We start from the raw sequence: 23,611 nt of genomic DNA on the forward strand, positions 1-23,611 counted from the left end.
ACGCCGGATCACGCAAATATTTGCAACCGCTTACGTGAACCCGGCAGCCGCGTGCTCCATAGCATGTGTGGATGTTCGACATCCGCCAGTTCGAGGTCCTGCGCGCCATCGCGGTCACCGGGTCGCTGGCCGGGGCGGCCCGCCGGCTGCACTACGGGCAGCCCACGATCAGCTACCACCTCGGCGCGCTGGAGGCGCACCTCGGCGCGCGGCTGGTGGAGCGGCGCCCCAGCGGCGCCGTGCTGACGGACGTGGGCATGCTGGTGCTGGAGCACGCGGGCTTCGTCCTGGACCGCCTGGAGGCCGTGGAGGCCGACGTCGAGGCGCGCCTGAGCCACGGCGTGTCCACGCTGCGCGTCGGCGCGTTCGGCACGGCGGCGTCGCGGCTGCTGCCGGGCGCGCTGCGGCGGGCCACCGCGGGCACGGACGTGCGGATCGAGCTGACCGAGGCCGAGCCGCTGGAGCTGGTCGCGCGGACGCGCGCCAGGTCGCTGCACTGCGCGGTGATCTACGACATCGGCGGCGAGGCCCGCTACGGCGCCGACCTGCACGTGGAGGCGCTGTTCGACGATCCCTACCGGCTGCTCCTGCCCGCCCGCCATCCACTGGCCGCGACGGCCGGGCCCGTGGACCTGGCCACGCTGGCGGCCGAGGGCTGGATCATCTCGCGCGGCTCGTACGACCCGAGCGACCAGACGCTCTTCGCCACCTGCCAGGCCCTCGGGTTCCGGCCGCGCGTCGTGCTGAGGAGCGACGACTACGGCGTCATCCATGGCTTCGTGGGGGCGGGCGGCGCCGTCGCCCTGGTGCCCGAGCTGGCCCTGCAGCCCGGCTACGACACCGTGACGCGCGTGCCGGTGCAGGACGTCGGCGCGCGCAGCGTCCGCTTCGTCCGGCCGGCCGGTCCGCCGCCTCCGGTCGTGGAGCGCCTGGGCGCGGAGCTGCTCGCCGTGGGCCGCGACCTCCATAGGGCGTATGGAGGCGCTGTCGAGAGTACGGGGATTCCGGGGCCGGGCCGGCGTCGGTGAGGATGGAAGGGCCGCGGCGCCCGACCACCTCCTCTGCGAAGGATCTGCAGCCGATGACCCGATATGGCGCGATGTACGGCCCCGACATCACCTTCCTCGGCGTGCCCGCCTGCGACCTGGACGAGCCCGGCACCTGGAGCGACGCCCAGGTCGTCGTGCTGGGCGCCCCGTTCGACGGCGGGACCACCTACCGGGCGGGCGCCCGGTTCGGCCCCTCGGCCATGCGCCAGGCGTGCTATCTCGGCCACGACGGGGAGCGCCCGTCCCTGGCCCTCGACGTGGACGGCCTGCTCGACCTGCGCGTCAGGGACGCCGGCGACGTCATGATGTTCAGCGGTGACGCCGAGCGCTCCCACGCGGCCCTGGAGCGGGCGGTGCACACCGTCGCGGCGGCGGGCCGGATCCCCGTGGTGCTGGGCGGTGACCACTCGATCGCCCTGCCCGACGTCACCGGCGTCGCCCGCGCCGTCGGCTGGGGGCGGGTCTCCGTGCTCCACTTCGACGCGCACGCCGACACCGGGGACAGCTCCTACGGCTCGCTCATCGCGCACGGCCAGCCCATGCGCCGGCTCATCGAGTCGGGCGCGGCGCGCGGCGACCGGTTCCTCCAGATCGGGCTGCGCGGCTACTGGCCGGGCCCGGAGACCCTCGACTGGATGGCCGACCAGGGCATGCGCTCGTACGAGATGACCGAGATCGTGGAGCGCGGCCTGGACGAGTGCCTGACCGAGGCGTCGCGGACCGCCCTGGACGACTGCGACGGCGTCTACCTGTCGGTGGACATCGACGTCGTCGACCCGGGGATGGCCCCGGGGACGGGCACCCCGGAGCCGGGCGGGCTGACCTCCCGGGAGCTGCTGGACGCCGTGCGGCGGCTGTCGTACGAGCTGCCGGTCGTCGGCGTCGAGGTGGTCGAGGTGGCGCCGGACCACGACCACGCCGACGTGACCGCGATGCTCGGGGGCCGCGTGGTCCTGGAGGCGCTGTCGGGCATCGCCCGGCAGCGCGCCGAGCGGGACGGACGGCTGGAGCGGTGGGACCGGAGCCGGCCGCTGCTCAGCCGTCATGGCAAGGGCCGGGGGGCCGAGCGCCGCCGCACCTGAGGATCGGGCCGCCGGGGTGTCAGAGGCGGTCGGCGACCGGCCGCCCGGGGCCGCCGGTGACGAGGCGGTGGCCGGACGGGCTCATCGAGCGCAGGAACAGCCGGTCCGCCCCGGGCAGACCGGCCAGCCGGATCAGCCAGTCGCGCGCGGTGATGCGCAGGCCGCTGGAGGGCGCCATCCACTCGACGAAGCGGCGGCCGAACGCCTGGACGTCCTCGATCACCGGCCGCATCCGCGCCTCGTAGCGAGCCAGGGCCGCGGGCACGCCGTCGCCTGTCGCTCCCGTCGCGCCGGCCGGCCGCGTGGTGCCGGCCGGTGCCGTCGTACGGGACAGCTCGTCGGCGAGTACCCACGCCGCGGCCATCGCCATGGAGGCCCCGTGCCCCGCGAACAGCGACACGGCCTGGCAGGCGTCGCCCAGCAGCACCACCCGGCCGGCGCTCCACCGGTCGACGACGACCTGGGTGACCTGGTCGTAGTACAGGTCGTCCGGGATGGCGCGCAGCGCGCCGGGCAGGATCCAGCCGAGCCGGCCGTAGTGCTCGCGCAGCGCGGCGGCCGGGTCGGCGGGCAGGGCGGGGTCGGGTTCGCGGCGCAGGAACAGCAGGGCGAGCCGGTCGTCGCCCAGCGCGTACGCCCCGGCCATGAGGCCCGGCACGGTGAGCATCCGGTACCGCCTGCCCACCTCCCGGCTGAGGCCCGCGTCTCCGATCAGGTAGGCGGCGACATGGTGCCCCAGGTACCGGAGAGAAGCCGCCCCGTCGCCGAAGGCGAGGTCGCGGACGCGGGAGTGCGCCCCGTCTGCGCCGACCAGCAGATCCACCTCCGTGGTGGTGCCGTCGGTGAGGGTGACCGTGACGCTCCCGCCGTCCTGCTCGACCCCGGCCACGCTGGTGCCGTAGCGGATCGGCGCGGCGGTGTCGTCGTGGATGATCCGCGCCAGGTCGCCGCGGAGCAGGCTGACGACGCTCCGGAACGCGGGCGGCGTGGTCAGGCGGCTGGTCACCCGGCCGTGGCGGTCGAGGTAGCTCAGCTCGTCGATCGGGTGGCGGGCCTCCTCCAGGCGGCCGGCCAGCCCCATGCGGGCGGCCACCTCCTGGCCGGGACCGTAGAAGTCGATCATGTAGCCGCCGTCGCGGAAGGCGGGCGCGCGTTCGACCACCTCCACCCGCCAGCCAGCGCGTTCCAGGTGCCAGGCCAGGGTGAGACCGGCGATGCCGGCGCCGCAGATGAGGGCTCGCACCGCTTCACTCCTTTCGCAGCATGCTCCGCAAGGGCCGGGCCAGGGCGGCGAGGTCGAGGCGGGGATCGAGGCCGCGGTGCAGGATGAGGCCGTCGACCGCCGCGCCGAGGACGGTGGCGGCCGCCTCGGGGTCGGCGGCGCCGTTCTCCGCCAGCCAGCCGGCCAGGCCGCGCCGGAAGTCGGCGACCAGCTCCGCGAGCTCGTCGCGCAGCCGGGGGATCCGGCTCGCCGCGAGGTAGGTCTCCGCGACGAGCAGGGAGGCGGGGTCGGCGCCGTCGTGTCGCGACACCTCGGCCAGCAGCCGGCCCAGCCCGGCGTCGAGGCCGGGCCGCTCCGCCAGCTCGCGGGCGAACCGGTCGAGCATCCCGCGCGTGAAGCCGACCGACGCCGCGATCAGCAGGTCGGTCACCGAGGCGAAGTGGTAGTGCACCACGCCCGGCGCGACCCCGGCCCGCTGGGCGACCATCCGGGTCGTCACGGCGTGCCAGCCGGCCTCCCCGATCAGGGGCACGGCCGCCTCCAGCAGCCGCCGGCGCGTCGCCTCCCCGCGGATCGCCGCCGCCTCTCCCATGCCGGCTCCCTTCTGGACGTACGCCTTGGGTGAGCGTCTTGGACAGTTGCCCAAGACGTTAGCGCGCCGGACGATCTTCCAGAAGGGGCGCGTTCAGAGGAGGTTGACGAGGAGGACGTACACGGTGGTGCCGATGCCGACGCTGAGGATCGTCCGGCGCCCGGAGAGCAGGTGGACGCCCGCGGTGACGGCGACCGCGAGCAGCGCGTACAGCGTCGTGTGCGGCTCGGCGACGACGGCGCCGCGCAGGGAGGTCACGGCGAGGATCCCGAGGATGCCCACCGGCATCCACAGCGCCAGCCGCTGCACGATCGCCGACGTACGGAGCGTGCGCAGCACGGCGAAGGGGACGGCGCGCAGGGCGAAGGTGACGCCGAAGGCGATCGCGAGGACGGCGGCGAGGTAGGCGGCGCTAGGCATCGACGGTCTCCGCGTTGGCCCGGGAGGCGGCCCGCGGGGCGGCATGGGTGGCCGACTGCTGCGCGGCGTGGGAGGCCGACTGCTGCGCGGCGTGGGAGGCCGACTGCTGCGCGGCGTGGGAGGCCGACTGCTGCGCGGCGTGGGAGGCCGACTGCTGCGCGGCGTGGGAGGCCGACTGCTGCGCGGCGTGACTGGCCGACTGCGGGGCGGCGTGGCGGCCGGTGGAGCCGTGGCGGGCGGCGGCGCGGCGGGCCATGAGGGCGTGGCGGGCCACCAGCAGGGCGACGAACAGCAGCAGCGCGGTGAACAGGGCGATCTTCGGGGTGAGGACGAGCGCGAGCGTCACGCTCACCCCCGCGAGCACCGCCGACGGGATGTCGTCACGGGAGCGGAACGCGTCCAGGGTGAGCACCGTGAACAGGGCGCACAGGGCGAACTCCAGGCCCTTGACCGGCGCGGGCAGGGCCGAGCCGACGGCGATGCCGACCAGGCCGCCGCCGACCCAGTAGGACTGGCTGGCGATCTGCATCGCCAGCAGGCGCGGGGCCGAGCGCTGCGACTCGGGCAGCGAGGCGCTGACGGCGTACGCCTCGTCGATCATCGCGTACACGGAGTACGTCTTCGCCAGCCGGCCGCGGACCAGGTGCAGCGGGAAGGAGAACGCGTAGAAGACGTGCCGGAAGTTGACCACCAGGACGGTCAGCGCGACCGCGGCGAGCGGCGTCGTGGCGGCGACCATGCCCACCAGGAGCAGTTCCATGCTGCCGGCGAACGCGGCCATGGAGAGGGCGGGGGCGAACCACGCGGGCAGGCCGGCCTGGAGGACCAGCAGGCCGAGGGCGATGCCCAGCGGGAAGATGCCCAGCCCCGCCGAGAAGGAGTCGCGCACCCCCGCGGCGATCTGCTGCCGCCGGGTGACCGGCGCCGGGCTGGGAGCCGGCGCGGCGATCTGGGGTGAAATGTCGGTTTGCACACCTCTATGGTCGCGCAGAATGCCCGCCATATGGTTGCGGAAATTGCTCACCTACCCGTCCGTACGGCAATGTTTGTCGCGTGGACGCGATAGACAGAGCAATCATCGCCGAGCTGGAGCGTGACGGGCGGCTGACCAACGTCGAACTCGCCCACCGGGTGGGGCTCACGCCCGGGCCGTGCCTGCGGCGGGTGCAGCGGCTGGAGGCCGAGGGCGTCATCCGCGGCTACCGGGCCGTCGTGGACCCGGGCGCCGTGGGCCGCTCGTTCGAGGTGCTGGTCGACCTCACCCTCGACTCCCAGGACGCCGAGACGGTCGCCTACTTCGAGCAGACGCTGGCGCGCGCCGAGGAGGTGCTGGAGCTGCGGCGGCTGTTCGGCAGCCCCGACTACTTCGCGCGCGTGGCCGTCGCCGATCTGGCCGCCTACGAGGCCTTCCTCAGCCGGTACGTCATGACCATCCCGCGCGTGCGGAACATCAACTCGCACTTCACGATGAAGAACATCAAACCCGGCCGAGAGGCCCGATGAACAAGCCCCGCCAAGCGCCTCAACACCCCTCGAACCGCCTGCTACGTTGCCCCGCATGATCCTTCGTATCGCGCTGTCGGCGCTCGCGGCGGCCTGCGTGCTCGCCGCCCCCCTGCCCGCCCACGCCGACGACCCCGCCCCCGCGCCCGAATCCGCCCTCGACGCCGACGGGATCTCGCTCGGCTGGGAGCTCCGGCAGACGGGGGTGACCGCGCGGCTGCGCGGCCTGTCGCCCGTCAGCCGGGACGTCGCCTGGGCCTCCGGCAGCGAGGGCACCGTGCTGCGCACCGCCGACGGCGGGCGCACGTGGGAGCGGGTGCCGCCGCCCGGCACGGAGACGCTGCAGTTCCGGGACGTGCAGGCGTTCGACGCGCGCCGCGCCGTGGTGCTGTCGATCGGCGAGGGCGGCGACTCGCGGGTCTACCGCACCGACGACGCCGGACGCACCTGGACCGAGACGTTCAGGAACGACGAGCCGAAGGCGTTCTACGACTGCATGGCCTTCTTCGACGACCGGCACGGGCTGGCCATGAGCGACCCCGTCGACGGCCGGTTCCGGATCCTCGCCACCGAGGACGGCGGCCGGAGCTGGCGGGTGCTGCCGTCCGCCGGCATGCCCGAGGCGCTGCCCGGCGAGGCCGGTTTCGCCGCGAGCGGCCAGTGCCTGGTCACGGCGGGCGGCAGGGACGCCTGGCTGGCCTCCGGCGGCGCCGAGCGCTCCCGCGTCTTCCACTCCTCCGACCGCGGCCGCACCTGGACCGTGGCCGACACGCCGATCCCGGCGGGCGACCCGGCGCGCGGGGTGTTCGCGCTGGCCTTCCGCGACCGGCGCCAGGGCCTGGCCGTGGGCGGCGACTACCGGCCCGGCCAGCCGTCGCCGGCGGCGGGCGCGCTCAGCGGCGACGGCGGCGCCACCTGGCGGCCCGCCGCCACCCCGCCTCCCGCCTACCGCTCGGGCGTCACCTGGGTGCCGCACCTGCCCTTCGCGGCCATCGCGGTCGGCCCCTCCGGCAGCGACGTGACGCTCACGGGCGGGAGGACGTGGCGGACGTTCGACACGGGCTCCTTCGACACCGTCTCCTGCACGCCCGACCTGTCCTGCTGGGCGGCCGGTGAGAACGGCCGCGTCGCCCGCCTCACCCTCAGGCGCCGCTGACCCTCGCCTTCCCGCGGTTCTCCCGGACGGTCCAGGCGCCGTCCGGGGTCCGCGATCGCAGCCGCGGCCGATCCGCCCTTCCTCCACGCGCCTTGAGCAGCGCTCGGGCGGCGGCGGCGTAGCCCGTGGCGGCCCTCGGCCAGGCGCCGCGCGCCGCGCGGATCCCCTGGCGATCGCGCGGGTGGCCGGACTGGCCGCCCACGCCGCGGTCAGCCCCGCGACCCTGCACCGCCGCTTCCAGGCCCAGCTCGGCACCACGCCGCCGGCCTGGCTCACCGGGGAACGGCTGGCGCCGGCCTGCCGGCTGATCGAGTTGGGCGAGGCGCGCTTCGAGACGGTCGCGCGGCGCAGCGGCCTCGGCACCGCCGCCAACCTGCGCGCGCTGATGCGCCGCGAGACCGGGGCTCACGCCGCTGGCGTACCGGCGCCGCTTCGGCCCGGAGAGCGCCCAGCGCGCCGCCGCTGCGGCGCGGTGGGTCCGGCGGCCCGCCGCGCCGCGGACACGCGCCGTCCGTAGGACCACGCCCCCACGAGGAGGGCGCTGCCGAGCCCCTCGAAGGCCAGCCCGCCGAAAAAGATCATCCAGTTCAGGCCCCCGCTGCTGGTGAAGGGCTCCATCGGCGCGACCGGCGCGATCACCCCGGCCAGGCCGAGCGGCACCATGACCAGCAACACGACTCCGTACACCGCCAGGCACAGCCCCACCCCCCAGGCCGGGACCAGGGGCAGCAAGGCGGGCACCCGCCGCCCGGCCAGGAACAGGGTCCACCGCGGGAAGACCATCCCCCACCGGTGCACCAGCCCGAGAGCGAGAAACACCCCGAGCAGCGCCATCAGCACCGTCACATCGACGCCGACGGCGGCCAACGCCTGGTAGAAGGCGTCGCCACTCTCCTCGACCCCGCGCAACCAGGCCTCCCCGGCCACTCCGAGGGCGTCGCCGCCGAGAGTCCACACCGTCTTCACCCCCGCCCACGGCACCAGCCCGCACAGCAGCAGGCAAACCGCCACCCGAACCCGCAGTGAAGCAGCCACACGCCCTCCGAACGTCGAACACCCGTGGAACACCACAAGGCTTTCGTGGAGGGCGACGGCGCGCCTCCCTCATACGAGGGAACCCTGGTCACACCACGGGGTGAGGCCGTTCGCCTCGGCGTGTGGACCGCGTCAGCGGCCGGCGGGGTGGAAGTCGTAGGGCAGCGCGTCGTGGACGTAGTACACGCAGTCGGCCCCGGGGGCGCACTTGCCCCAGTGGACGGCCTTCGACGGGTAGGACAGGTAGTCGCCGGCGCCGACCCGGTAGGTCTTGTGGCCCTTCACGTGCCACAGCATGACCCCGGAGACGCCGACGACGCGTTCGGGGCTGGTGTGCCAGTGCGGGGAGAACGGCGTGCCGGCCTTGAGGGTGAACATCGCCTCCGAGGCGCCGGTCTTCGGGTCACCCTGGAGCTGGACGAACGTGCATCCCGCCAGGCCCTCGCAGGGCGAGCCGCCCTTGCCGTGGCGGTGGTGGACGACCTCGCCGGACGCCCGCGCGGGCCGTGACTGGGCGGACGAGCCGGGCGCCGCCACCGCCACGAGGGCCAGCGAGGCGGCCACGGTGACCGGCACGAGCTTCCTGAACATGACCATTCCTTCCCGTCGATAATCGGACCGCAGTCCGTTTACGGCAGGAAGTTACCGGACCACAGTCCGGATAGTCAACCCGCTCACGTGGGCAGGCAGCGGCCCGTGGTCACCGAGAACAGCCGCTCCTTCCCCGGCAGGATCCGCAGGTTGACCCGGTCGCCCTTGCCGGGCGGGGCGTTCGGGTCGACGCGGGCGATGACCGTCTGCGCGGCCATCGCCGGGTCGGCGGCGTGGGCGTACTGGCCGTACAGGAAGGCGTCCGAGCCGAGCTCCTCGACGACCGTGACCGTGATCGGGAACGTGGACGGGTCGGCCTCGCCGTCGCCGACCACCTCGACCGACTCCGGCCGGAAGCCCAGGATGACGCGGTCGCCGCCCTCCTTGCGCAGCGCCTGGAGCGTCTCGCGGCCGAGCCGGATCCGCTGGTCGCCGAGCACGGCCTCCTCGCCCTCCACGCGGTACTCGGCCAGGTTCATCGCCGGCGAGCCGATGAAGCCGGCGACGAAGACGTTGGCCGGGTGCTGGTAGAGCCGCAGCGGCGTGTCCACCTGCTGCAGGATGCCGTCCTTGAGCACGGCCACCCGGTCGCCCATCGTCATGGCCTCGACCTGGTCGTGGGTCACGTACACCGTCGTCACCCCGAGCCGGCGCTGCAGGGCGGCGATCTGCGTGCGGGTCTGCACCCGCAGCTTGGCGTCCAGGTTCGACAGCGGCTCGTCCATGAGGAACACCTTGGGCTCGCGCACGATGGCGCGGCCCATCGCCACGCGCTGCCGCTGGCCGCCGGACAGCGCCTTGGGCTTGCGGTCCAGGAACTCCTCCAGGTCCAGCAGGCGGGCGGCCTCGCGCACCCGCCGGTCGCGCTCCTCCTTCGGCGCCTTCATCACCCGCAGGGCGAAGCCCATGTTGTCGGCCACCGTCATGTGCGGGTAGAGCGCGTAGTTCTGGAACACCATCGCGATGTCCCGGTCGCGCGGCGCGAGGTGCGTGACGTCCCGCTCGCCGATGCTGATGCTGCCGCCGTCGACGCGTTCGAGGCCGGCGAGCATGCGCAGGGAGGTGGACTTCCCGCAACCGGACGGGCCGACGAGGACCAGGAACTCGCCGTCGCTGATGTCGAGGTCGAGGGCGTCCACCGCGGCCCGCTCGGACCCCGGGTAGACGCGGGTCGCCTCGTCGTAGAGAACTTTGGCCATCGGTCTTCTCCTCATCCAAATCAGTACGGACCCCGGTAGGAGGCCCGGTGGGAGCCCGTCGTGCTCAGGGACGGCGTCCGGCCGTGCCCCACCTCGACCAGCAGCAGGCGCGCGGCCAGCTTGCGCAGCGTCCGCTCCTCGTCACGCGGCACGCCGCTGTCGGTGATCACCACGTCGTACGCGCTCACGTCGCGGTGACTGAAGGGCGCGTGCCGCCCGAACTTGGAGGAGTCGACGAGCAGCAGGTGTCCCTGGGCGGCGTCGAGCATCGCCTCCTTGACCGCGGCGTAGCCCTGGATCGGGTGGTAGAGGCGGCCGGCGGTGACCGCGACCGCCGACATGAGGGCGAGGTCGGCGCGGATGCGCTGCAGGGCGCGGGTCACCTCGGGCCCGGTCGTCGAGTCGAAGACGCCGTGGTAGTCGCCGCCGAGCAGGATCGCCTGGCTGTGCTCGGTGGCGGCGACGAGCCGGGCGATCCCCACGGAGTTGGTCACCACGGTGAAGCCGCCGCGCTCGTCGAGCCGCCGGGCCAGCGGGAACAGGGTGGTCGAGTCGTCCATGAGGATCACGCCCCGGCGCGGCAGCTCCCGCAGGGCGGCCTCGGCGATCGCCTCCTTCTCCGCCAGCCGCGTGCGCCTGCGCAGCTCGGGGGCGACCTCCATGGTCACGGCGGCGACGGCCGCCGCGCGGCCGCGGGACTTGCGCAGCAGCGCGCCGCTCGCCAGGGCGTCCAGGTCGCGGTGCATGGTCATGACGCTGACCCCGAACTCCTCCGCCAGCTCGGCGATGCCCATCTCCCCCTTCTCCGCCACGCGGGCGAGCACCGCCCGCCTGCGCTCCTCCAGACCGGCGGTCGTGGTCCTGGCCCTGGCCATGCGCTCACTCCTGCGGCCGGACCACAGCCTTGACCAGCTCGGGGTCGCGCGTGCCGGCCGTGAGCGCGTCCTCGACCCGGGCCAGCCCGAAGTGGCCGGTGACCAGGGCGTCCAGCTCGACGCGCCCGGCGGCGGCCAGCGCGATGGCGGCCGGCCAGGTGTTGGCGTAGCGGAAGGTGCCCGTCACCTCCAGCTCGCGCGTCTGCAGGGCCGTGAGGGGCAGCGGGATCTCGTCGCCGCCCATGCCGACGAGGACGACGCGCCCGGCCCGCGCCACCGCGCGGACGGCGTCGGCGGTCGCGGCCGGGTGGCCCGAGCATTCGAGCAGCGCGTCGGGCTCGAACGCGGCGTCGGCCAGGCTCTCCGCGCGCGCGTCCAGGATCGCGGTGGCGCCCAGCTCGCGGGCCCGGGCGAGCCGGGCCGGGTTGACGTCGGTGACCATGACCTCCGTGGCGCCGAAGGCGCGCGCCGCCTGCAGGCACAGCAGCCCGATCGGGCCGGCGCCGGTGACCAGGACGCGGGTGCCCGGGCCGACCCGCGCCTTGCGGCAGGCCCACACGCCCACCGACAGCGGCTCCATCAGCGCGGCGGCGTCGTCGGAGACGGTGTCCGGAACGGGGTGGGCGAACTCCTCGTGGACGGCGACGTACTCGGTGAACGCGCCGTCGATCGGCGGGGTGCCGAAGAAGCGCATGCCCGGGCACAGGTTGTAGCGGCCGGCCCGGCACTGCGCGCAGGTGAAGTCGGGCACGCCCGGCTCCAGCGAGACGCGCTGCCCGGTGCGGTGGCGGTCCGCGCCCGGCCCCGCCTCGACGACGATCCCGGCCGGCTCGTGGCCGAGCACCAGCGGCGCGCGCACGACGAAGTCGCCGATCCGCCCGTGCTCGTAGTAGTGCACGTCGGAGCCGCACGTGCCGACCGACGTGACCTGGACGAGCACCTCGCGGGGCCCCGGTTCGGGGCGGGGCCGGTCCTCCAGGAGGACCTTGCCCACTCCGTGCAGCACGGCCGCGCGCATGGCCCGCTCCTACTCCCCGGTGACCGCGCCGAGCGTCAGGCCGGTGACCAGCCAGCGGCGCACGGCGAGCCCGGCGAGCATCATCGGCACGACCACGATCGTGCCGATCGCGGTGAGCTGGCCCCAGTCGACGCCCGTCTGGGTGACGAGCTGCGAGGCGGCGATGGGCAGCGTCTGGGAGTTCGGCCCGGAGAAGACGACGGCGAAGGCGTAGTCGTTCCAGGCGAAGACGAGGCACAGGATGAACGTGGTGACCAGGCCGGCCTTGGTGAGCGGCAGGATGACCGTCCAGAACGCCTGCCAGCGGGTGCAGCCGGCGACCAGCGCCGACTCCTCCAGCGACGGCGGCACCTCGGCGAAGAACGCGCTCATCAGCCAGATGGCGAACGGCAGGTTGAACGTCAGGTACGCCAGCACCAGCCCCGGGATCGTGTCGATGAGGTTGAGCCCGCGGAAGATGATGAACAGCGGCACCACGACCGCCGCGATGGGCGCCATGCGGGTCGAGATGATCCAGAAGGCCAGGTGTCTCTTGCCGCGCATCGCGGTGCGGGCCAGCCCGTACCCGGCGAGCGAGCCCAGGCAGACGGCGAGCACCGCGGAGATCCCGGCGGCCAGCACGCTGTGCCAGATGTAGGGCGTGAGGTTGTTCGGCCCGGAGAACAGGCCCCGGTAGTTGTCCAGGGTCGGCTGGAACAGCGCCTGGGGCGTGGCCGCGGTGACGTCGGTGCGGTTCTTGAACGACGACATCAGCATCCACACCAGCGGCACCAGCGTCCACAGCATGAACAGGGCGAGGATCACCCACACGGCCCAGCGGGTGCCGCGCCCGGTCTCCTCCAGCGGCGACTGCGGGGTGCCGCGCGGGGCGGCGCTCACCGGCGGGTGGCGCGGCACTGCTTCGGTGGCGCTCATCGGGTCAACCCCCTCACGTCCAGCAGCCGGACGAAGGTACGGGCGATGAAGATCGAGAAGGCCAGCATCGCCAGCCCGATGGCGGCGGCGTAGCCGAGGTCGAAGAAGCGGAACGCGGTCTCGTACAGCCGCACCGGGACGATCTTGGTGGCGTCGGCGGGGCCGCCGTTGGTGGTGACCCAGATGATGTCGAAGTACCGGATCGCGTCCATGGAGCGGATGAGCAGCGCGACGAGCAGCACGTTGGAGATCGCCGGGAACACGATGTAGCGCAGCGTCATCCAGCCCGGGGCCCCGTCCACGGCGGCGGCCTCGCGCACCGACTGCGGCACGCTGGACAGGCCGGCGAGGGTGATCAGGGCGATCAGCGGGGTCCACTCCCACACGTCCATGAACACCACCGCGGCGAACGCGCTGATCGGGCTGCCCAGGATGTCGCCGCTGTAGCCGACCGAGCGCAGCACCCACGCGTACAGGCCGAAGGTCGAGTCGGTCAGATAGCGGCCCAGCAGGCCGACGATCGACGGCGCCACGAACATGGGCAGCAGCAGCAGGCCGAGCAGCAGATTGCGGCCGCGCAGCACCCGGTACAGGCACAGCGCGACGGCCACGCCGAGGACCATCTCCAGGCCGACGGTCAGGACGAAGTAGACGATCGTCCGCAGCCACGACATCCACATGTCGGCGTCGGTGAAGAAGCGGGCCCAGTTGCGCAGGCCCACCAGGTCGAGGCTCACCCCGCCGAGCAGCCGGACGTGGGAGAAGCTCATGGCGATCAGGGCGAGGAACGGCACGATGGACAGCGCGGCCAGCAGGATCAGGCCGGGGGTCATCATCGCGCCCTCGAAGCCGATGCGCGGCTCCCGGGGCTTGGCGGTCTCGGGCCGGGCTCGTTCGAGCACCGGCGAGTGGTCGGCTGCGTGCGTCATCTAGGCCACCCACCCTCGGGCCACGATCTGGTCCACCCGCGCCTTGATCGTGCGCATCGCGTCCGGCGGCGTGGCCCCGCCGGTGAGCATGCGCGAGAGCTGGGTGAAGATCGCGGTGTTGCACTCGTTCCACATCGGGATCTTGGGCCGCAGACCGATCTTGTCGGGCTCCCACGCCTGGCGGACCGCGGCGGCCGTGAGCATGTTGGGCATCGGCGAGGGCCGCTTCTCGGCGGCGCGCACCTCGGGCAGCTCGTACACGGAGGTGCGGGTGGGGGTGCCGCCGCCGGCCTTGCTCTTGAGGTTGGCGAGCTGCGTCTGGGGCGAGGTGGCCCAGACGATGAACAGCCAGGCGGCGCCGCGCTCGTGGGGCCGGGTATTGCCGCTGATGCCGACACCGGTGCCACCGTACATGTTGGCCGTGGCCACCGGCCCCCTGGGCAGCGGCGAGTAGCCGGTCTTGCCGGGCATCACCTGCTCGTTGCTGGCGGCGAACTCGTGCCAGTTCGGGCACATCGCCAGCCGGCCGGCGCGGAACGCGGCGCCCACGCCGTCCCAGTCCCAGGTGGTGGAGGCGGGGTCGGCGATGGCCAGCAGCTTCTGGTAGAACTCGGCGCCGGCGATCGCTGCGTCGGAGTCGAGCCGGCAGGGCCCGGGGTCGCGCGAGCCGATCCGGCCGACCTCCTTGCCGTTGTCGAAGTAGGCGCCGCCGTAGGACCACAGCACGTTGCTGAAGTCGTTCATCAGCGAGTCGTGCTGGCGGGCCTGATGGCCGGTGCCGTACTTGACGTCCGAGCCGGCGTGCTTGTTGAACCAGTTCGCGATCCTGTAGTACTCGTCCCAGGTCCGCTCGCCGCTCGGGGTGGGGTCGAAGCCGAGGTCGTTGGCCATGCGGTCGTGGTACTTGTCGAACAGGTCGCGCCGGTACTGCCAGATCATCGTCGGGGCGTCGTAGGGCAGGGTGTAGTACGCGTTCGGGTCGACGAAGCGGCCGGCGGCGTCCATCTGGGCGGGGATGAAGTCCGCGATGCCGCCGGGCAGGTGGGGCAGGTTCGGGTCGGCCTGCATCGTGCGCAGGTCCACCAGTCCCCGCTGGTACGGGGCCAGCACCTGGTACGGGTCGGCGTAGATCACCTGGTACTGGGCGTGGCCGGAGGCCAGGTCCAGGGCCACCCGCTGGACGAGCGCGGTCAGCTCCAGGGTGACGATGTTGATGGTGATGCCGGTCAGGTCGGTGAACGGGCGCGTGTTGGCCGCGATGGCCGCGGTCGGAGCGGTGTTCTCCGAGATGAAGTTGAGGGTGGCGCCCTTGAACTGGCGCCACTGGTCCACGGTGACGACGTGGGGCGCGTCGGCCTGCGCTCCGCAGCCGGAGAGGGTGACCGCGGCTCCCGCGGCCAGCGCGCCGCGCAGGACGTCGCGCCTGCTGGGTCCGAGCGGGTTCCGGTCCACTGTCCCCTCCCATGGTGCGACAGGTAAGGGCAATGAGGCCGGTTTATCTTGCATAAATGCCGATGTAAACGCATATGTGAGATTTTCTCGCATTTAATATGAGATCTTTGCTTTTCGGGTGGGTTCTGGCCGGTCAGCGCCTCGTAGGCTCAGCGAGTGGGGCTGCCATGACACTCGTCGCGGGCGTCGACTCGTCGACCCAGAACTGCAAGGTCGTGATCCGGGACGCCGACTCCGGCGCGCCGGTCCGCTCCGGCCGGGCCGGGCACCCGCCGGGCACGGAGGTGGATCCTGTGCGCTGGTGGGAGGCCATGCGCGCGGCTATCGCCCGCGCGGGCGGCCTCGACGGGGTCGCCGCGATCTCGGTCGCCGGCCAGCAGCACGGCCTCATCGCGCTCGACTCCGCCGGGCACGTGGTCCGGCCGGCGCTGATGTGGAACGACACGCGCTCGGCCGGCGCGGCGGGCGACCTCGTGCGCGAGGTGGGGGCGGAGGTCTACGCCAAGCGGACGGGCACGGTGCCCGTCGCCTCGTTCACCGCGGCCAAGCTGCGCTGGCTGCGCGACCACGAGCCGGGCAACGCCGCCAAGGTGGCCGCCGTGGCGCTGCCGCACGACTGGCTGACCTGGCGGCTGCGCGGCTTCGGCCCGGCCGGGGCCGGCCCGCTCGGCCCGGAGCTGGGCGAGCTGGTCACGGACCGGTCGGACGCGAGCGGCACGGCGTACTGGAGCCCGTTCACCGGGGCATACGACGAGGAGCTGCTGGAACTGGCCCTGGGACACCCGGCGGTGCTGCCGCGGGTGCTGGGGCCCGCCGAGCGGGCGGGCACGGTCGCCGGGACGCCGATCGCCGTCGGCCCGGGCGCCGGCGACAACGCCGCGGCGGCGCTCGGCCTCGACGCGGCCCGCGGCGACGTCGTCGTGTCCATCGGCACGAGCGGCACCGTCTTCGCGGTCACCGGCCATCCGACGCGGGACGAGACGGGCACCGTCGCCGGGTTCGCGGACGCCACCGGCCAGTTCCTGCCGCTGATCGCCACCCTGAACGCGGCCCGCGTCCTCGACGCGGTGGCGGGCCTGCTCGACGTCACCCACGAGGAGCTCGGCCTGCTCGCCCTCGACGCCCCTCCCGGCGCCGGCGGCGTGGTGCTCCAGCCGTACTTCGAAGGGGAGCGCACGCCGAACCTGCCCGACGCCACGGCCACGCTCTTCGGGCTGACGCTGGCGTCGGCGACCCGGCCGGCCCTGGCCCGCGCGGCCTTCGAGGGCATGCTGTGCGGGCTGGCCGACGGCCTCGACGCCATCCGCGGGCAGGGGGTGGAGGCCGACCGCGTGCTGCTCATCGGCGGGGCGGCGCAGAACGCCGCCGTGCAGCGGATCGCCGCCCAGACGTTCGAGCCGCCCGTGGTGGTGCCGAGGCCGGGCGAGTACGTGGCGGACGGGGCGGCCGCCCAGGCGGCCTGGGTGCTGGCGGAGGCGCGCCCGCGCTGGCCGCTGTCCGTCGCGGCCGAGCCGCCGCCCGACCATCGGCCGGTCATCCGCCACCAGTACGCCCGGTATGCGGCCCTTTGAGGGCCTGGTTATGACACCTCGCCCCGCTCGGCGAGCTCCTCCACGGTGGCGCGGGCCCCGCGCGCGTGCAGCGACGCGAGCGCCCGCAGGTACGGCTCCACGAACCGCTTGTCGTCGGCCAGGTCGCCGAACAGCTCGCGGTTCTCGATGAAGGCCGTGGGCCGTTCGCGCTGGGTCCGGGCGATGGCCGTCAGCCGGTCGGCCAGCCGGTCCACGACCGTGATCGGCTCGCCCCGCTCGTCCACGCCCTCGGCGTAGCGGGCCCAGCTCGCGACCACGGCCGCCGCGCGGCCGACCGCGCCGCCCGCGGCCAGCCGCTCGCGCACGACGGGCAGCAGCCACTTCGGGATCCGGTCCGACGACTCGGCGCACAGCCGCGCGACCGTGTCGCGCACCTCGGGGTTGGAGAAGCGCTCGATGAGGGTGCGCTTGTAGGCGTCCAGGTCGACGCCGGGCACCGGACGCAGCGTGGGCGTGGCCTCGGCGTCCATGTAGCCGAGGAGGAACGCCGCGATCGCCGGCTCGCTCGCGGCCTCGTGGACGTACCGGTGGCCCATCAGGTGGCCGAAGTAGCACAGCGCCTGGTGCCCGGCGTTGAGCAGGCGCAGCTTCATCAGCTCGTACGGCTCCACGTCGGCGACGACCTGCACCCCGGCCTCCTCCAGCGGCGGCCGCCCGGCCGGGAAGCGGTCCTCCAGCGCCCACTGCGTGAACGGTTCGCAGACGACCGGCCAGGCGTCGCCCACTCCGAACTGCCGCGCCACGCTCTCGCGGTCCTCGTCCGTGGTGACCGGGGTGATGCGGTCGACCATGGAGTTGGGGAAGGCGACCTCGTCCTCCATCCAGGCCGCGAGGGCGGGGTCGCGCAGCCGGGCGAACGCCGTGAACGTGCGGCGGGCCACGTCGCCGTTGCCCTGGATGTTGTCGCAGGACATGATCGTGAACGGCGGGACCCCGCGCTCGCGGCGGCGCCGCAGGGCCTCGGTGACGAGCCCGAACACGGTGGCCGGGACCGCGCCGGGCGCGGCGTCCGCGCGGATGACGGGGTTGTCCCGGTCGAACTCGCCGGTGACGGGGTGGAAGTTGTAGCCGCCCTCGGTGACGGTGAGCGAGACGACGCGCACGGCCGGGCCGGCCATCCTCTCGATCACCGCCTCCGGGTCGTCGGGGGCGAAGAGGTAGTCGATGATCGAGCCGATGACGCGGGCCTCGCGGGTGCCGTCCGGGTGCTTGAGCACGAGCGTGTAGAGCCCGTCCTGGGCGGTGAGGGCGTCGCGCATCCGCGCGTCCCCGGGCAGGACGCCGACGCCGCAGATCGCCCAGTCGTGCGCCAGACCGGCGTTCATCAGCCGGTCGAGGTACATCGCCTGGTGCGCGCGGTGGAACCCGCCCACGCCGAAGTGGACGATGCCGGCGGTGAGCACGGAGCGGTCGTAGCCCGGGACCGCGACCTGCCGCGGCAGGCTCGCCAGCGTCCACTGTGTCAGTGCCGTCACGGTCATGGCGCACTCCCCTTCGGTGGCCCCGCTCCCCCTCCAGACTGAGCATGGCCTGCTCGGGGGGCTTCAAACGCACCCCTCCTCGTCACGTCGAGTAATTGAATGGTCGCTGAACGCTACTTTCTGTGCCTTAATCCGGATATGTCGGAATCCGCCGGGAAGCGCTCACGGGGGACGGGTCAGCCGTCCCGCTCATGTACGGGGGTAGTCATGTCTCTGCGTGTCGCGTTCGCCGGCGCCGCCGCGGTCGCCGCGATGGCCCTGCTGGGCGGACCGCCTGTGTCGGCGCTGGGCGGGCCGCCCGTGTCCGGGCAGGCCGAGGTCTCCAAGCAGGACAGGAAGTTCCTTCGGCTGGCCCATCAGGGCAACCTCGCCGAGATCGCCGCCGGCCGGGTCGCCCGGGTCAAGGGGGCGGACGACGCCGTCCGCTCGATCGGGGCCGTGCTCGTCACCGACCACACCCGGCTGGACGAGGCGGTGAAGGAGGTCGCCGACCGCCTGGACGTGACGCTGCCGGACCGGGCCGCCAGGAAGGACCGGATGATGCTCAGGCACATCTCCCGGATGCACGGCCGCGCCTTCGACCGGGCCTGGCTCACCGCGATGATCGCGGGCCACCGCCAGGCGCTCCGGCTGGGCGAGCAGGAGCTCCGCGACGGCTCGTCGCCGGCGGTCAAGGAGCTCGCCCAGGCCGCCGCGCCGGTCATCCGCAAGCACCTGGACGAGCTGCTGCAAGCCGAGAAGTGAGGACCCGGCCCGCGCGCGGCCCGGGACCGCCGGACGGCGGGCCGCGCGCGGGCGGGCCCGAGCCGTCGCCGGTCGCCCCGGTTCGCAGTCGCTCAGCCCGGCGGCGCCGCGTGCTCGGCCCGGCAGGCGCGGGCGGCGATGTCGGTCAGAGCACCCAGGGCGCCGCGCACGGCGGGGATCTGGTCGGCCTCGCGATGGTGAAGCAGGTACAGGACTCTCGGCCGCACCCCCGCGGCCGGGCGCACGGCGACGCCCGGGTCGCGGGCCGCGTCGAGCGCGAGCTGGGGAAGCAGCCCGACGGCCAGTCCGCGGGCGATGAGCGCCTGCGTCAGCACGTAGTCGTCGGTGCCGTGGCGGATGTCCGGGGCGAAACCCGCCGCCTCGCACGCCTGGCGAAGGTGGGCTGTGCACCGTTCGCACCCTCCGGCCCATTTCTCCTGCGCCAGCTCCCCCAGATGCAGCGGCACGTCCGCCGGTTCCGCGCACGGATGGGATCGGGGCAGCACGAGCCGCAGCGGGTCCTGGCCGATCGGCACCCGCACCATCTCCTCGGTGCCGGCCGGCGTCTCTCCGGCGTGGGCGAAGGTCAGGGCGACGTCCACGTCCCCGGCGGCGAGCAGGTCCAGGGCCTGCGGAGGCTCGGCCTCGCGCAGCCGTACGTCGAGATGGGGATGCCGCCCGGCGAGCAGGCTCATCGCGGCGGGGACCACGGTCGCGCCCGCCGACGGGAAGGCGGCCAGCCGCACGGTGCCCGCGCGGAGCTGGACCAGCGCCTCGAGCTCTTCGGTCGCGGCCTGGACGCGGGCGGCGATGGCGTCGGCGTGACGGAGCAGCGCCTGTCCCGCCTCCGTGAGCTGGACGCCACGGGGCCGGCGCAGCACCAGGGGGGTGCCCGCCTGGCGTTCGAGGTGGCGCAGGTGCTGGCTGACCGCCGGCTGGGTCCAGCCGAGCGAGCGGGCCGCGCCGCCGATCGACCGGGCACGGGCGATCTCCCGGAAGATCAGCAGCCGCTGGACGTCCATCCCATAAGTATGACTTGGCGGTCAGCCAAGAAAGCCAGGACTACCTATGAGCTGAGTGGCCCGGCACGCTTGGGGCCCATGATGCGAACCATCGGGCTGATCGGCGGCATGAGCTGGGAATCCTCCGCCGAGTACTACCGGCTGCTGAACGAGGAGGCGCGGCGGCGGCTGGGCGGGCACCACTGCGCCAGGAGCGTGCTGCTGACCGTCGACTTCGCCGAGATCGAGGCCATGCAGCGCGGCGGGGAGTGGGAACGGGCCGGGCTGCTGCTCGCCGAGTCGGCCCGGAGCCTGCAGCGGGCGGGCGCGGACATGGTGCTGCTGTGCACGAACACCATGCACCAGGTGGCCGACCGGATCGAGGCGGCGATCGACGTGCCCTTCGTGCACCTCGTCGACGCCACCGCGCGCCGCGTCGCCGCCGCGGGCCTCACCACGGTCGGGCTGCTGGCCACCCGTTTCACGATGGAGATGGACTTCTACCGCTCGCGCATGCGCCGGCACGGCGTGGAGATCGTGGTGCCGGACGAACCGGACCGCACGCTCGTCCACGACGTGATCTATCAGGAGCTCACGCGCAACCGGATCGAGAGCTCCTCCCGCGAGGAGTACCGGCGCGTCATCGCCGGGCTCGCGGAGCGAGGCGCCCAGGCGGTGATCCTCGGATGCACCGAGATCACCCTGCTGATCGGGCCGGAGCACAGCCCGTTGCCGGTGTTCGACTCCACCCGCATCCATGTCGAGACGGCCGTCGACCTGGCCATGCACGGCTAAACCGGACGTGTCGCAACGATCCCACCAAACGAACATGGGGCGCGCTCTTCCTGGGTACGGGACGCTAGGGACCGGCCTGAGGAGGCGCGGTGATGGCCGAGAGCAGCAATCACGGACTGTCAGCCGAGGAACAGCGATCGCAGATCCGGAAGGCGGCCACGGCCAGCGTCGTCGGCACCGCCATCGAATGGTACGACTTCTTCCTGTACGGCACCGCGGCGGCGACGGTCTTCGCCGAGGTGTTCTTCCCCAAGTCCTCGCCCTACGCGGGCACCCTGTCGGCGTTCGCCACGTACGCGGTGGGGTTCGTGGCCCGCCCGATCGGCGCCGCCATCTTCGGGCACTGGGGCGACCGCATCGGGCGCAAGGCGACGCTGATCGTGACGCTGGTCATGATGGGCCTCTCCAGCGCGCTGATCGGCCTGCTGCCGGGCACCGCCACCATCGGCGTGGCCGCGCCCATCCTGCTCGTCGTCCTGCGCATCCTGCAGGGCATCGCGGTGGGCGGCGAGTGGAGCGGCTCGGTGCTGCTGTCCATGGAGTGGGGCGACCAGCGCCGGCGCGGCCTGATGGCGAGCTGGCCGCAGATCGGCGTGCCGATCGGCCTGATCCTCGGCACGGGCGCCATGTCGCTGCTGGCCGCCGTGGCGGGCGACGCGTTCAAGGACTGGGGCTGGCGCGTGCCGTTCCTGCTCAGCCTCGTGCTCGTGGCCGTCGGGCTCTGGGTGCGGCTGCGGGTGATGGAGACGCCGCTGTTCTCGCGGGTGCTGCAGAACCGGCAGGTGGCCAAGCTGCCCGTGGTCGAGGTGCTGAAGCGGCACCCGAAGGAGGTCGTGCTCAGCGCGCTGCTGCGGATCCCCGAGCAGATGCCGTTCTACCTCTTCACGACGTTCGTCATCACCTACATCACCGCACCGGCCATCGGGATGTCGAAGACGTTCGCGTTCGCCGCGGTCACCTGCGCGGCGACCATCGAGCTGGTCGCGATCCCGTACTTCGGCCATCTCAGCGACCACGTCGGGCGCCGCCGCCTCTACGCGCTCGGGGCGATCGTGCTCGCGATCATCGCGTTCCCGTACTACGCGCTGCTGAACACCGGCGTCGCGGCGGTCATCCTGATCACGATCGTCGTCGTGCAGCTCCAGCACTCGATGCTGTACGGCCCGCAGGCGTCGCTCATCGCCGAGAGCTTCCCGACCGGTCTGCGGTACGGCGGCGCGGGGCTCGGCTACCAGCTCGCCTCGATCGTCGCGGGCGGCCCGGCCCCGCTGATCGCGACGTGGCTGCTGCACGACCACGGCTGGCAGGCGATCTCCATCTTCATGATCGTCGGCGCGGTGGTCGGGCTGGCGGCCACCCTGGCTCTGCCGGACCGGTCGAAGATCGACATCTCGGACGACGCGGCCTACGGCGCCAGCCGGGCGTGACGACGGGTCAACCCTGAGGTTGATGATCGTCCACGGTCAACCCGCAGGGGCATCCACGGTTCGTCCCGGCGCACGAGCCGTACCGCGAAGATCGCTGGAAGGCTCCTCGTAGGACACCGAAACCCCTACGAGGAGATCCTTCATGTCAGCGTTCACGCGCGCCCCCGGAGCCCGAGCCGCCGCCGGCCTGGGGCTCGCCGTCACCCTGCTGGCCGCGCCCGCGGCCCCGGCGTCGGCGGCCCCGGTGTCGACGGTCCCTGTGTCGGCGGCCCCGGCGTCGACGGCCACTGCCTCGGCGGCCGCGACCGTGGTGGCCACGACGGCGGCAGGAGCCGAGGCGGCCTCCGCCATCAGGTTCTCGCTGCCCGCGCCCACCCTACGGCGCCCGATCGGGACCGTCGCCCTGCGCCTGGTGGACCGTTCCCGGCCCGACCCGCTGGTGACCTCGCAGCCGTACCGGGAGCTCATGGTGAGCGTCTGGTACCCCGCCCGCCGCTCGGACGGGCTCCCCCTGGCGCCGCAGATGCCGCCGCTCGCCGCGGCCGGCTTCGACCGGGACACCGCCTCCGACCTCGGCGTCAAGCCGGGCCAGGTGGACTGGGCGGCGACCAGGACCCACGCCCGCGCCGGAGCTCCCGCCGACCGGGGCGCGGGCCGGCTGCCGGTCGTGCTGTTCTCGCCGGGTTTCGAGGCCCCGCGCACGCTCAGCACCGTCCTGGCCGAGGAGCTGGCCGCCCGCGGCTACGCCGTCGTCACCGTGGACCACACCCACGAGCCGGACCAGGTCGAGTTCCCGGGCGGCCGGGTCGAGCGCTCCAAGCTGCCGCCGGTGAAGACGGAGGAGGACCAGGCGAAGCTCTTCAAGGTCCTGCTGGAGGCCAGGGTGGCGGACCTGAGGTTCGTCCTCGACGAGCTGGCGCGCCTGAACCGCGCGGGCGGCCCCGGTGACGCGGGCGGCCCCGGTCATGCGGGCGGCCCCGCCGGACGCGGGCCGCTGCCGGCCGGGCTGGCGGGCGCGCTGGACCTGTCGCGCGTCGGCGCGTTCGGCCACTCCATGGGCGGCGCCACGGCCGCCCAGCTCATGCGCGACGACCCGCGCGTCGACGCGGGCGCCAACCTCGACGGCATCATGCTCGGACCGGCCGCGACGCTCGGCGTCACCCGCCCGTTCCTCCAGGTGGCCGGGGAGACGACCACCCGCGACAGCGAGCCCACCTGGAAGTCCTTCTGGAACGCCTCCACCGGCTGGAAGCGCGAGGCGCGCCTCACCGGCGCCCAGCACTTCTCCTTCTTCGACCTGCAGGCGATCTACCCCCAGCTCGCCGGCAAGCTGAAGGGCCTGCCCATCGCCGAGACCATCGGCACCATCGACCCGGAACGCTCCGTCGCCGCCCAGCGCGCCTACCTCACCGCGTTCTTCGACCTGCACCTGCGGGGACGGCGCACGCCGCTCTTCGACGGGCCGAGCCGGGCGTACCCGGAGGTCAAGCTGATCCCCTGACGTCTCCACCCTGGGGTGTACGGGAAGTTCCG

The 23,611-nt window shown here is 73.5% G+C and carries 24 protein-coding genes; 10 read left to right on the forward strand and 14 right to left on the reverse strand.

The window, feature by feature from the left end; genetic code table 11:
* Positions 1-71: 71 nt before the first annotated feature.
* Entirely contained in the window at positions 72-1,028 is a 957-nt protein-coding gene (locus HTZ77_RS10215) for a LysR family transcriptional regulator (protein WP_175589271.1), read from the forward strand.
* Positions 1,029-1,081: 53 nt separating this feature from the next.
* On the forward strand, positions 1,082-2,131 hold the full coding sequence (speB, locus tag HTZ77_RS10220) for an agmatinase (RefSeq protein WP_175589272.1): 1,050 nt from the start codon (positions 1,082-1,084) through the stop codon (positions 2,129-2,131).
* A gap of 19 nt (positions 2,132-2,150) precedes the next feature.
* Here the strand turns inward: speB and HTZ77_RS10225 are convergent, their stop codons facing one another.
* The 4 genes from HTZ77_RS10225 to HTZ77_RS10240 form a co-directional block, all read right to left on the reverse strand.
* On the reverse strand, positions 2,151-3,374 hold the full coding sequence (locus HTZ77_RS10225) for an FAD-dependent oxidoreductase (protein WP_175589273.1): 1,224 nt from the start codon (positions 3,372-3,374) through the stop codon (positions 2,151-2,153).
* A 4-nt stretch (positions 3,375-3,378) separates the two neighbouring features.
* Positions 3,379-3,945, reverse strand: coding sequence for a TetR/AcrR family transcriptional regulator (locus HTZ77_RS10230; RefSeq protein WP_175589274.1), 567 nt, complete (start codon positions 3,943-3,945; stop codon positions 3,379-3,381).
* 93 nt (positions 3,946-4,038) lie between these two features.
* Positions 4,039-4,365: a branched-chain amino acid transporter permease gene (locus HTZ77_RS10235; protein ID WP_175589275.1), complete on the reverse strand. Its 327-nt coding sequence runs from the start codon at positions 4,363-4,365 to the stop codon at positions 4,039-4,041.
* On the reverse strand, positions 4,358-5,338 hold the full coding sequence (locus HTZ77_RS10240; RefSeq protein ID WP_205302477.1) for an AzlC family ABC transporter permease: 981 nt from the start codon (positions 5,336-5,338) through the stop codon (positions 4,358-4,360). Before HTZ77_RS10240 ends, HTZ77_RS10235 begins: the two co-directional genes overlap by 8 nt.
* An 80-nt stretch (positions 5,339-5,418) precedes the next feature.
* Here HTZ77_RS10240 and HTZ77_RS48140 point away from each other — a divergent pair, with 80 nt between their 5' ends.
* From HTZ77_RS48140 to HTZ77_RS45985, 3 genes are all read left to right on the forward strand, one after another.
* Positions 5,419-5,868, forward strand: coding sequence for an Lrp/AsnC family transcriptional regulator (locus HTZ77_RS48140; protein WP_175589276.1), 450 nt, complete (start codon positions 5,419-5,421; stop codon positions 5,866-5,868).
* Positions 5,869-5,923: 55 nt separating this feature from the next.
* A complete protein-coding gene (locus HTZ77_RS10250) occupies positions 5,924-7,024 on the forward strand; it encodes a WD40/YVTN/BNR-like repeat-containing protein (RefSeq protein WP_175589277.1) in 1,101 nt (366 codons plus the stop codon).
* A gap of 181 nt (positions 7,025-7,205) precedes the next feature.
* On the forward strand, positions 7,206-7,541 hold the full coding sequence (locus HTZ77_RS45985; RefSeq protein ID WP_328808511.1) for an AraC family transcriptional regulator: 336 nt from the start codon (positions 7,206-7,208) through the stop codon (positions 7,539-7,541).
* On the opposite strand, the gene HTZ77_RS45990 is transcribed toward HTZ77_RS45985, so the two are convergent.
* The 8 genes from HTZ77_RS45990 to HTZ77_RS10290 form a co-directional block, all read right to left on the reverse strand.
* Complete coding sequence (locus HTZ77_RS45990) at positions 7,430-8,059, reverse strand: hypothetical protein (protein WP_235994648.1); 630 nt, start codon at positions 8,057-8,059, stop codon at positions 7,430-7,432. The genes HTZ77_RS45985 and HTZ77_RS45990 overlap by 112 nt on opposite strands.
* Before the next feature lie 132 nt (positions 8,060-8,191).
* Complete coding sequence (locus tag HTZ77_RS10260) at positions 8,192-8,650, reverse strand: cupin domain-containing protein (protein ID WP_175589278.1); 459 nt, start codon at positions 8,648-8,650, stop codon at positions 8,192-8,194.
* 83 nt (positions 8,651-8,733) lie between these two features.
* A complete protein-coding gene (locus tag HTZ77_RS10265) occupies positions 8,734-9,849 on the reverse strand; it encodes an ABC transporter ATP-binding protein (RefSeq protein ID WP_175589279.1) in 1,116 nt (371 codons plus the stop codon).
* A 20-nt stretch (positions 9,850-9,869) separates the two neighbouring features.
* The gene (locus tag HTZ77_RS10270; RefSeq protein ID WP_175589280.1) at positions 9,870-10,724 is read right to left on the reverse strand and encodes a DeoR/GlpR family DNA-binding transcription regulator; all 855 of its coding nucleotides are present in this window, start codon (positions 10,722-10,724) and stop codon (positions 9,870-9,872) included.
* 4 nt (positions 10,725-10,728) lie between these two features.
* Positions 10,729-11,742 carry an NAD(P)-dependent alcohol dehydrogenase gene (locus HTZ77_RS10275; RefSeq protein WP_175589281.1) on the reverse strand — a complete coding sequence of 338 codons (1,014 nt, stop codon included), beginning with the start codon at positions 11,740-11,742 and terminating at the stop codon, positions 10,729-10,731.
* 9 nt (positions 11,743-11,751) lie between these two features.
* Entirely contained in the window at positions 11,752-12,657 is a 906-nt protein-coding gene (locus HTZ77_RS10280) for a carbohydrate ABC transporter permease (protein ID WP_175589282.1), read from the reverse strand.
* Positions 12,654-13,586 (reverse strand): carbohydrate ABC transporter permease, encoded by a 933-nt coding sequence (locus HTZ77_RS10285; protein ID WP_175589283.1) that lies wholly within the window; start codon positions 13,584-13,586, stop codon positions 12,654-12,656. Before HTZ77_RS10285 ends, HTZ77_RS10280 begins: the two co-directional genes overlap by 4 nt.
* The gene (locus tag HTZ77_RS10290; RefSeq protein WP_328808512.1) at positions 13,587-15,038 is read right to left on the reverse strand and encodes an extracellular solute-binding protein; all 1,452 of its coding nucleotides are present in this window, start codon (positions 15,036-15,038) and stop codon (positions 13,587-13,589) included.
* A 167-nt stretch (positions 15,039-15,205) separates the two neighbouring features.
* On the opposite strand from HTZ77_RS10290, the gene HTZ77_RS10295 reads away from it, so the two are divergent.
* Positions 15,206-16,609, forward strand: coding sequence for a xylulokinase (locus HTZ77_RS10295; RefSeq protein WP_175589285.1), 1,404 nt, complete (start codon positions 15,206-15,208; stop codon positions 16,607-16,609).
* An 8-nt stretch (positions 16,610-16,617) separates the two neighbouring features.
* Here HTZ77_RS10295 and HTZ77_RS10300 read toward each other — a convergent pair whose 3' ends face one another.
* A complete protein-coding gene (locus HTZ77_RS10300) occupies positions 16,618-18,111 on the reverse strand; it encodes a mannitol dehydrogenase family protein (protein ID WP_175589286.1) in 1,494 nt (497 codons plus the stop codon).
* A 207-nt stretch (positions 18,112-18,318) separates the two neighbouring features.
* Here HTZ77_RS10300 and HTZ77_RS10305 point away from each other — a divergent pair, with 207 nt between their 5' ends.
* The gene (locus HTZ77_RS10305; RefSeq protein WP_175589287.1) at positions 18,319-18,855 is read left to right on the forward strand and encodes a DUF4142 domain-containing protein; all 537 of its coding nucleotides are present in this window, start codon (positions 18,319-18,321) and stop codon (positions 18,853-18,855) included.
* 92 nt (positions 18,856-18,947) lie between these two features.
* Here the strand turns inward: HTZ77_RS10305 and HTZ77_RS10310 are convergent, their stop codons facing one another.
* Positions 18,948-19,877, reverse strand: a complete 930-nt coding sequence (locus HTZ77_RS10310; RefSeq protein WP_175589288.1) for a LysR family transcriptional regulator — start codon at positions 19,875-19,877, stop codon at positions 18,948-18,950.
* A gap of 78 nt (positions 19,878-19,955) precedes the next feature.
* On the opposite strand from HTZ77_RS10310, the gene HTZ77_RS10315 reads away from it, so the two are divergent.
* The 3 genes from HTZ77_RS10315 to HTZ77_RS10325 all read left to right on the forward strand — a co-directional run bounded on the left by HTZ77_RS10315 (position 19,956) and on the right by HTZ77_RS10325 (position 23,579).
* Positions 19,956-20,651 carry an aspartate/glutamate racemase family protein gene (locus HTZ77_RS10315; RefSeq protein WP_235994536.1) on the forward strand — a complete coding sequence of 232 codons (696 nt, stop codon included), beginning with the start codon at positions 19,956-19,958 and terminating at the stop codon, positions 20,649-20,651.
* Positions 20,652-20,743: 92 nt separating this feature from the next.
* The gene (locus HTZ77_RS10320) at positions 20,744-22,078 is read left to right on the forward strand and encodes an MFS transporter (RefSeq protein ID WP_175589289.1); all 1,335 of its coding nucleotides are present in this window, start codon (positions 20,744-20,746) and stop codon (positions 22,076-22,078) included.
* A gap of 142 nt (positions 22,079-22,220) precedes the next feature.
* Positions 22,221-23,579, forward strand: coding sequence for an alpha/beta hydrolase family protein (locus HTZ77_RS10325; RefSeq protein WP_175589290.1), 1,359 nt, complete (start codon positions 22,221-22,223; stop codon positions 23,577-23,579).
* Positions 23,580-23,611 lie beyond the last annotated feature (32 nt).

It is taken from the genome of Nonomuraea montanisoli (assembly GCF_013363975.1).
In the GTDB taxonomy this organism is placed as follows: Bacteria; Actinomycetota; Actinomycetes; order Streptosporangiales; family Streptosporangiaceae; genus Nonomuraea; species Nonomuraea montanisoli.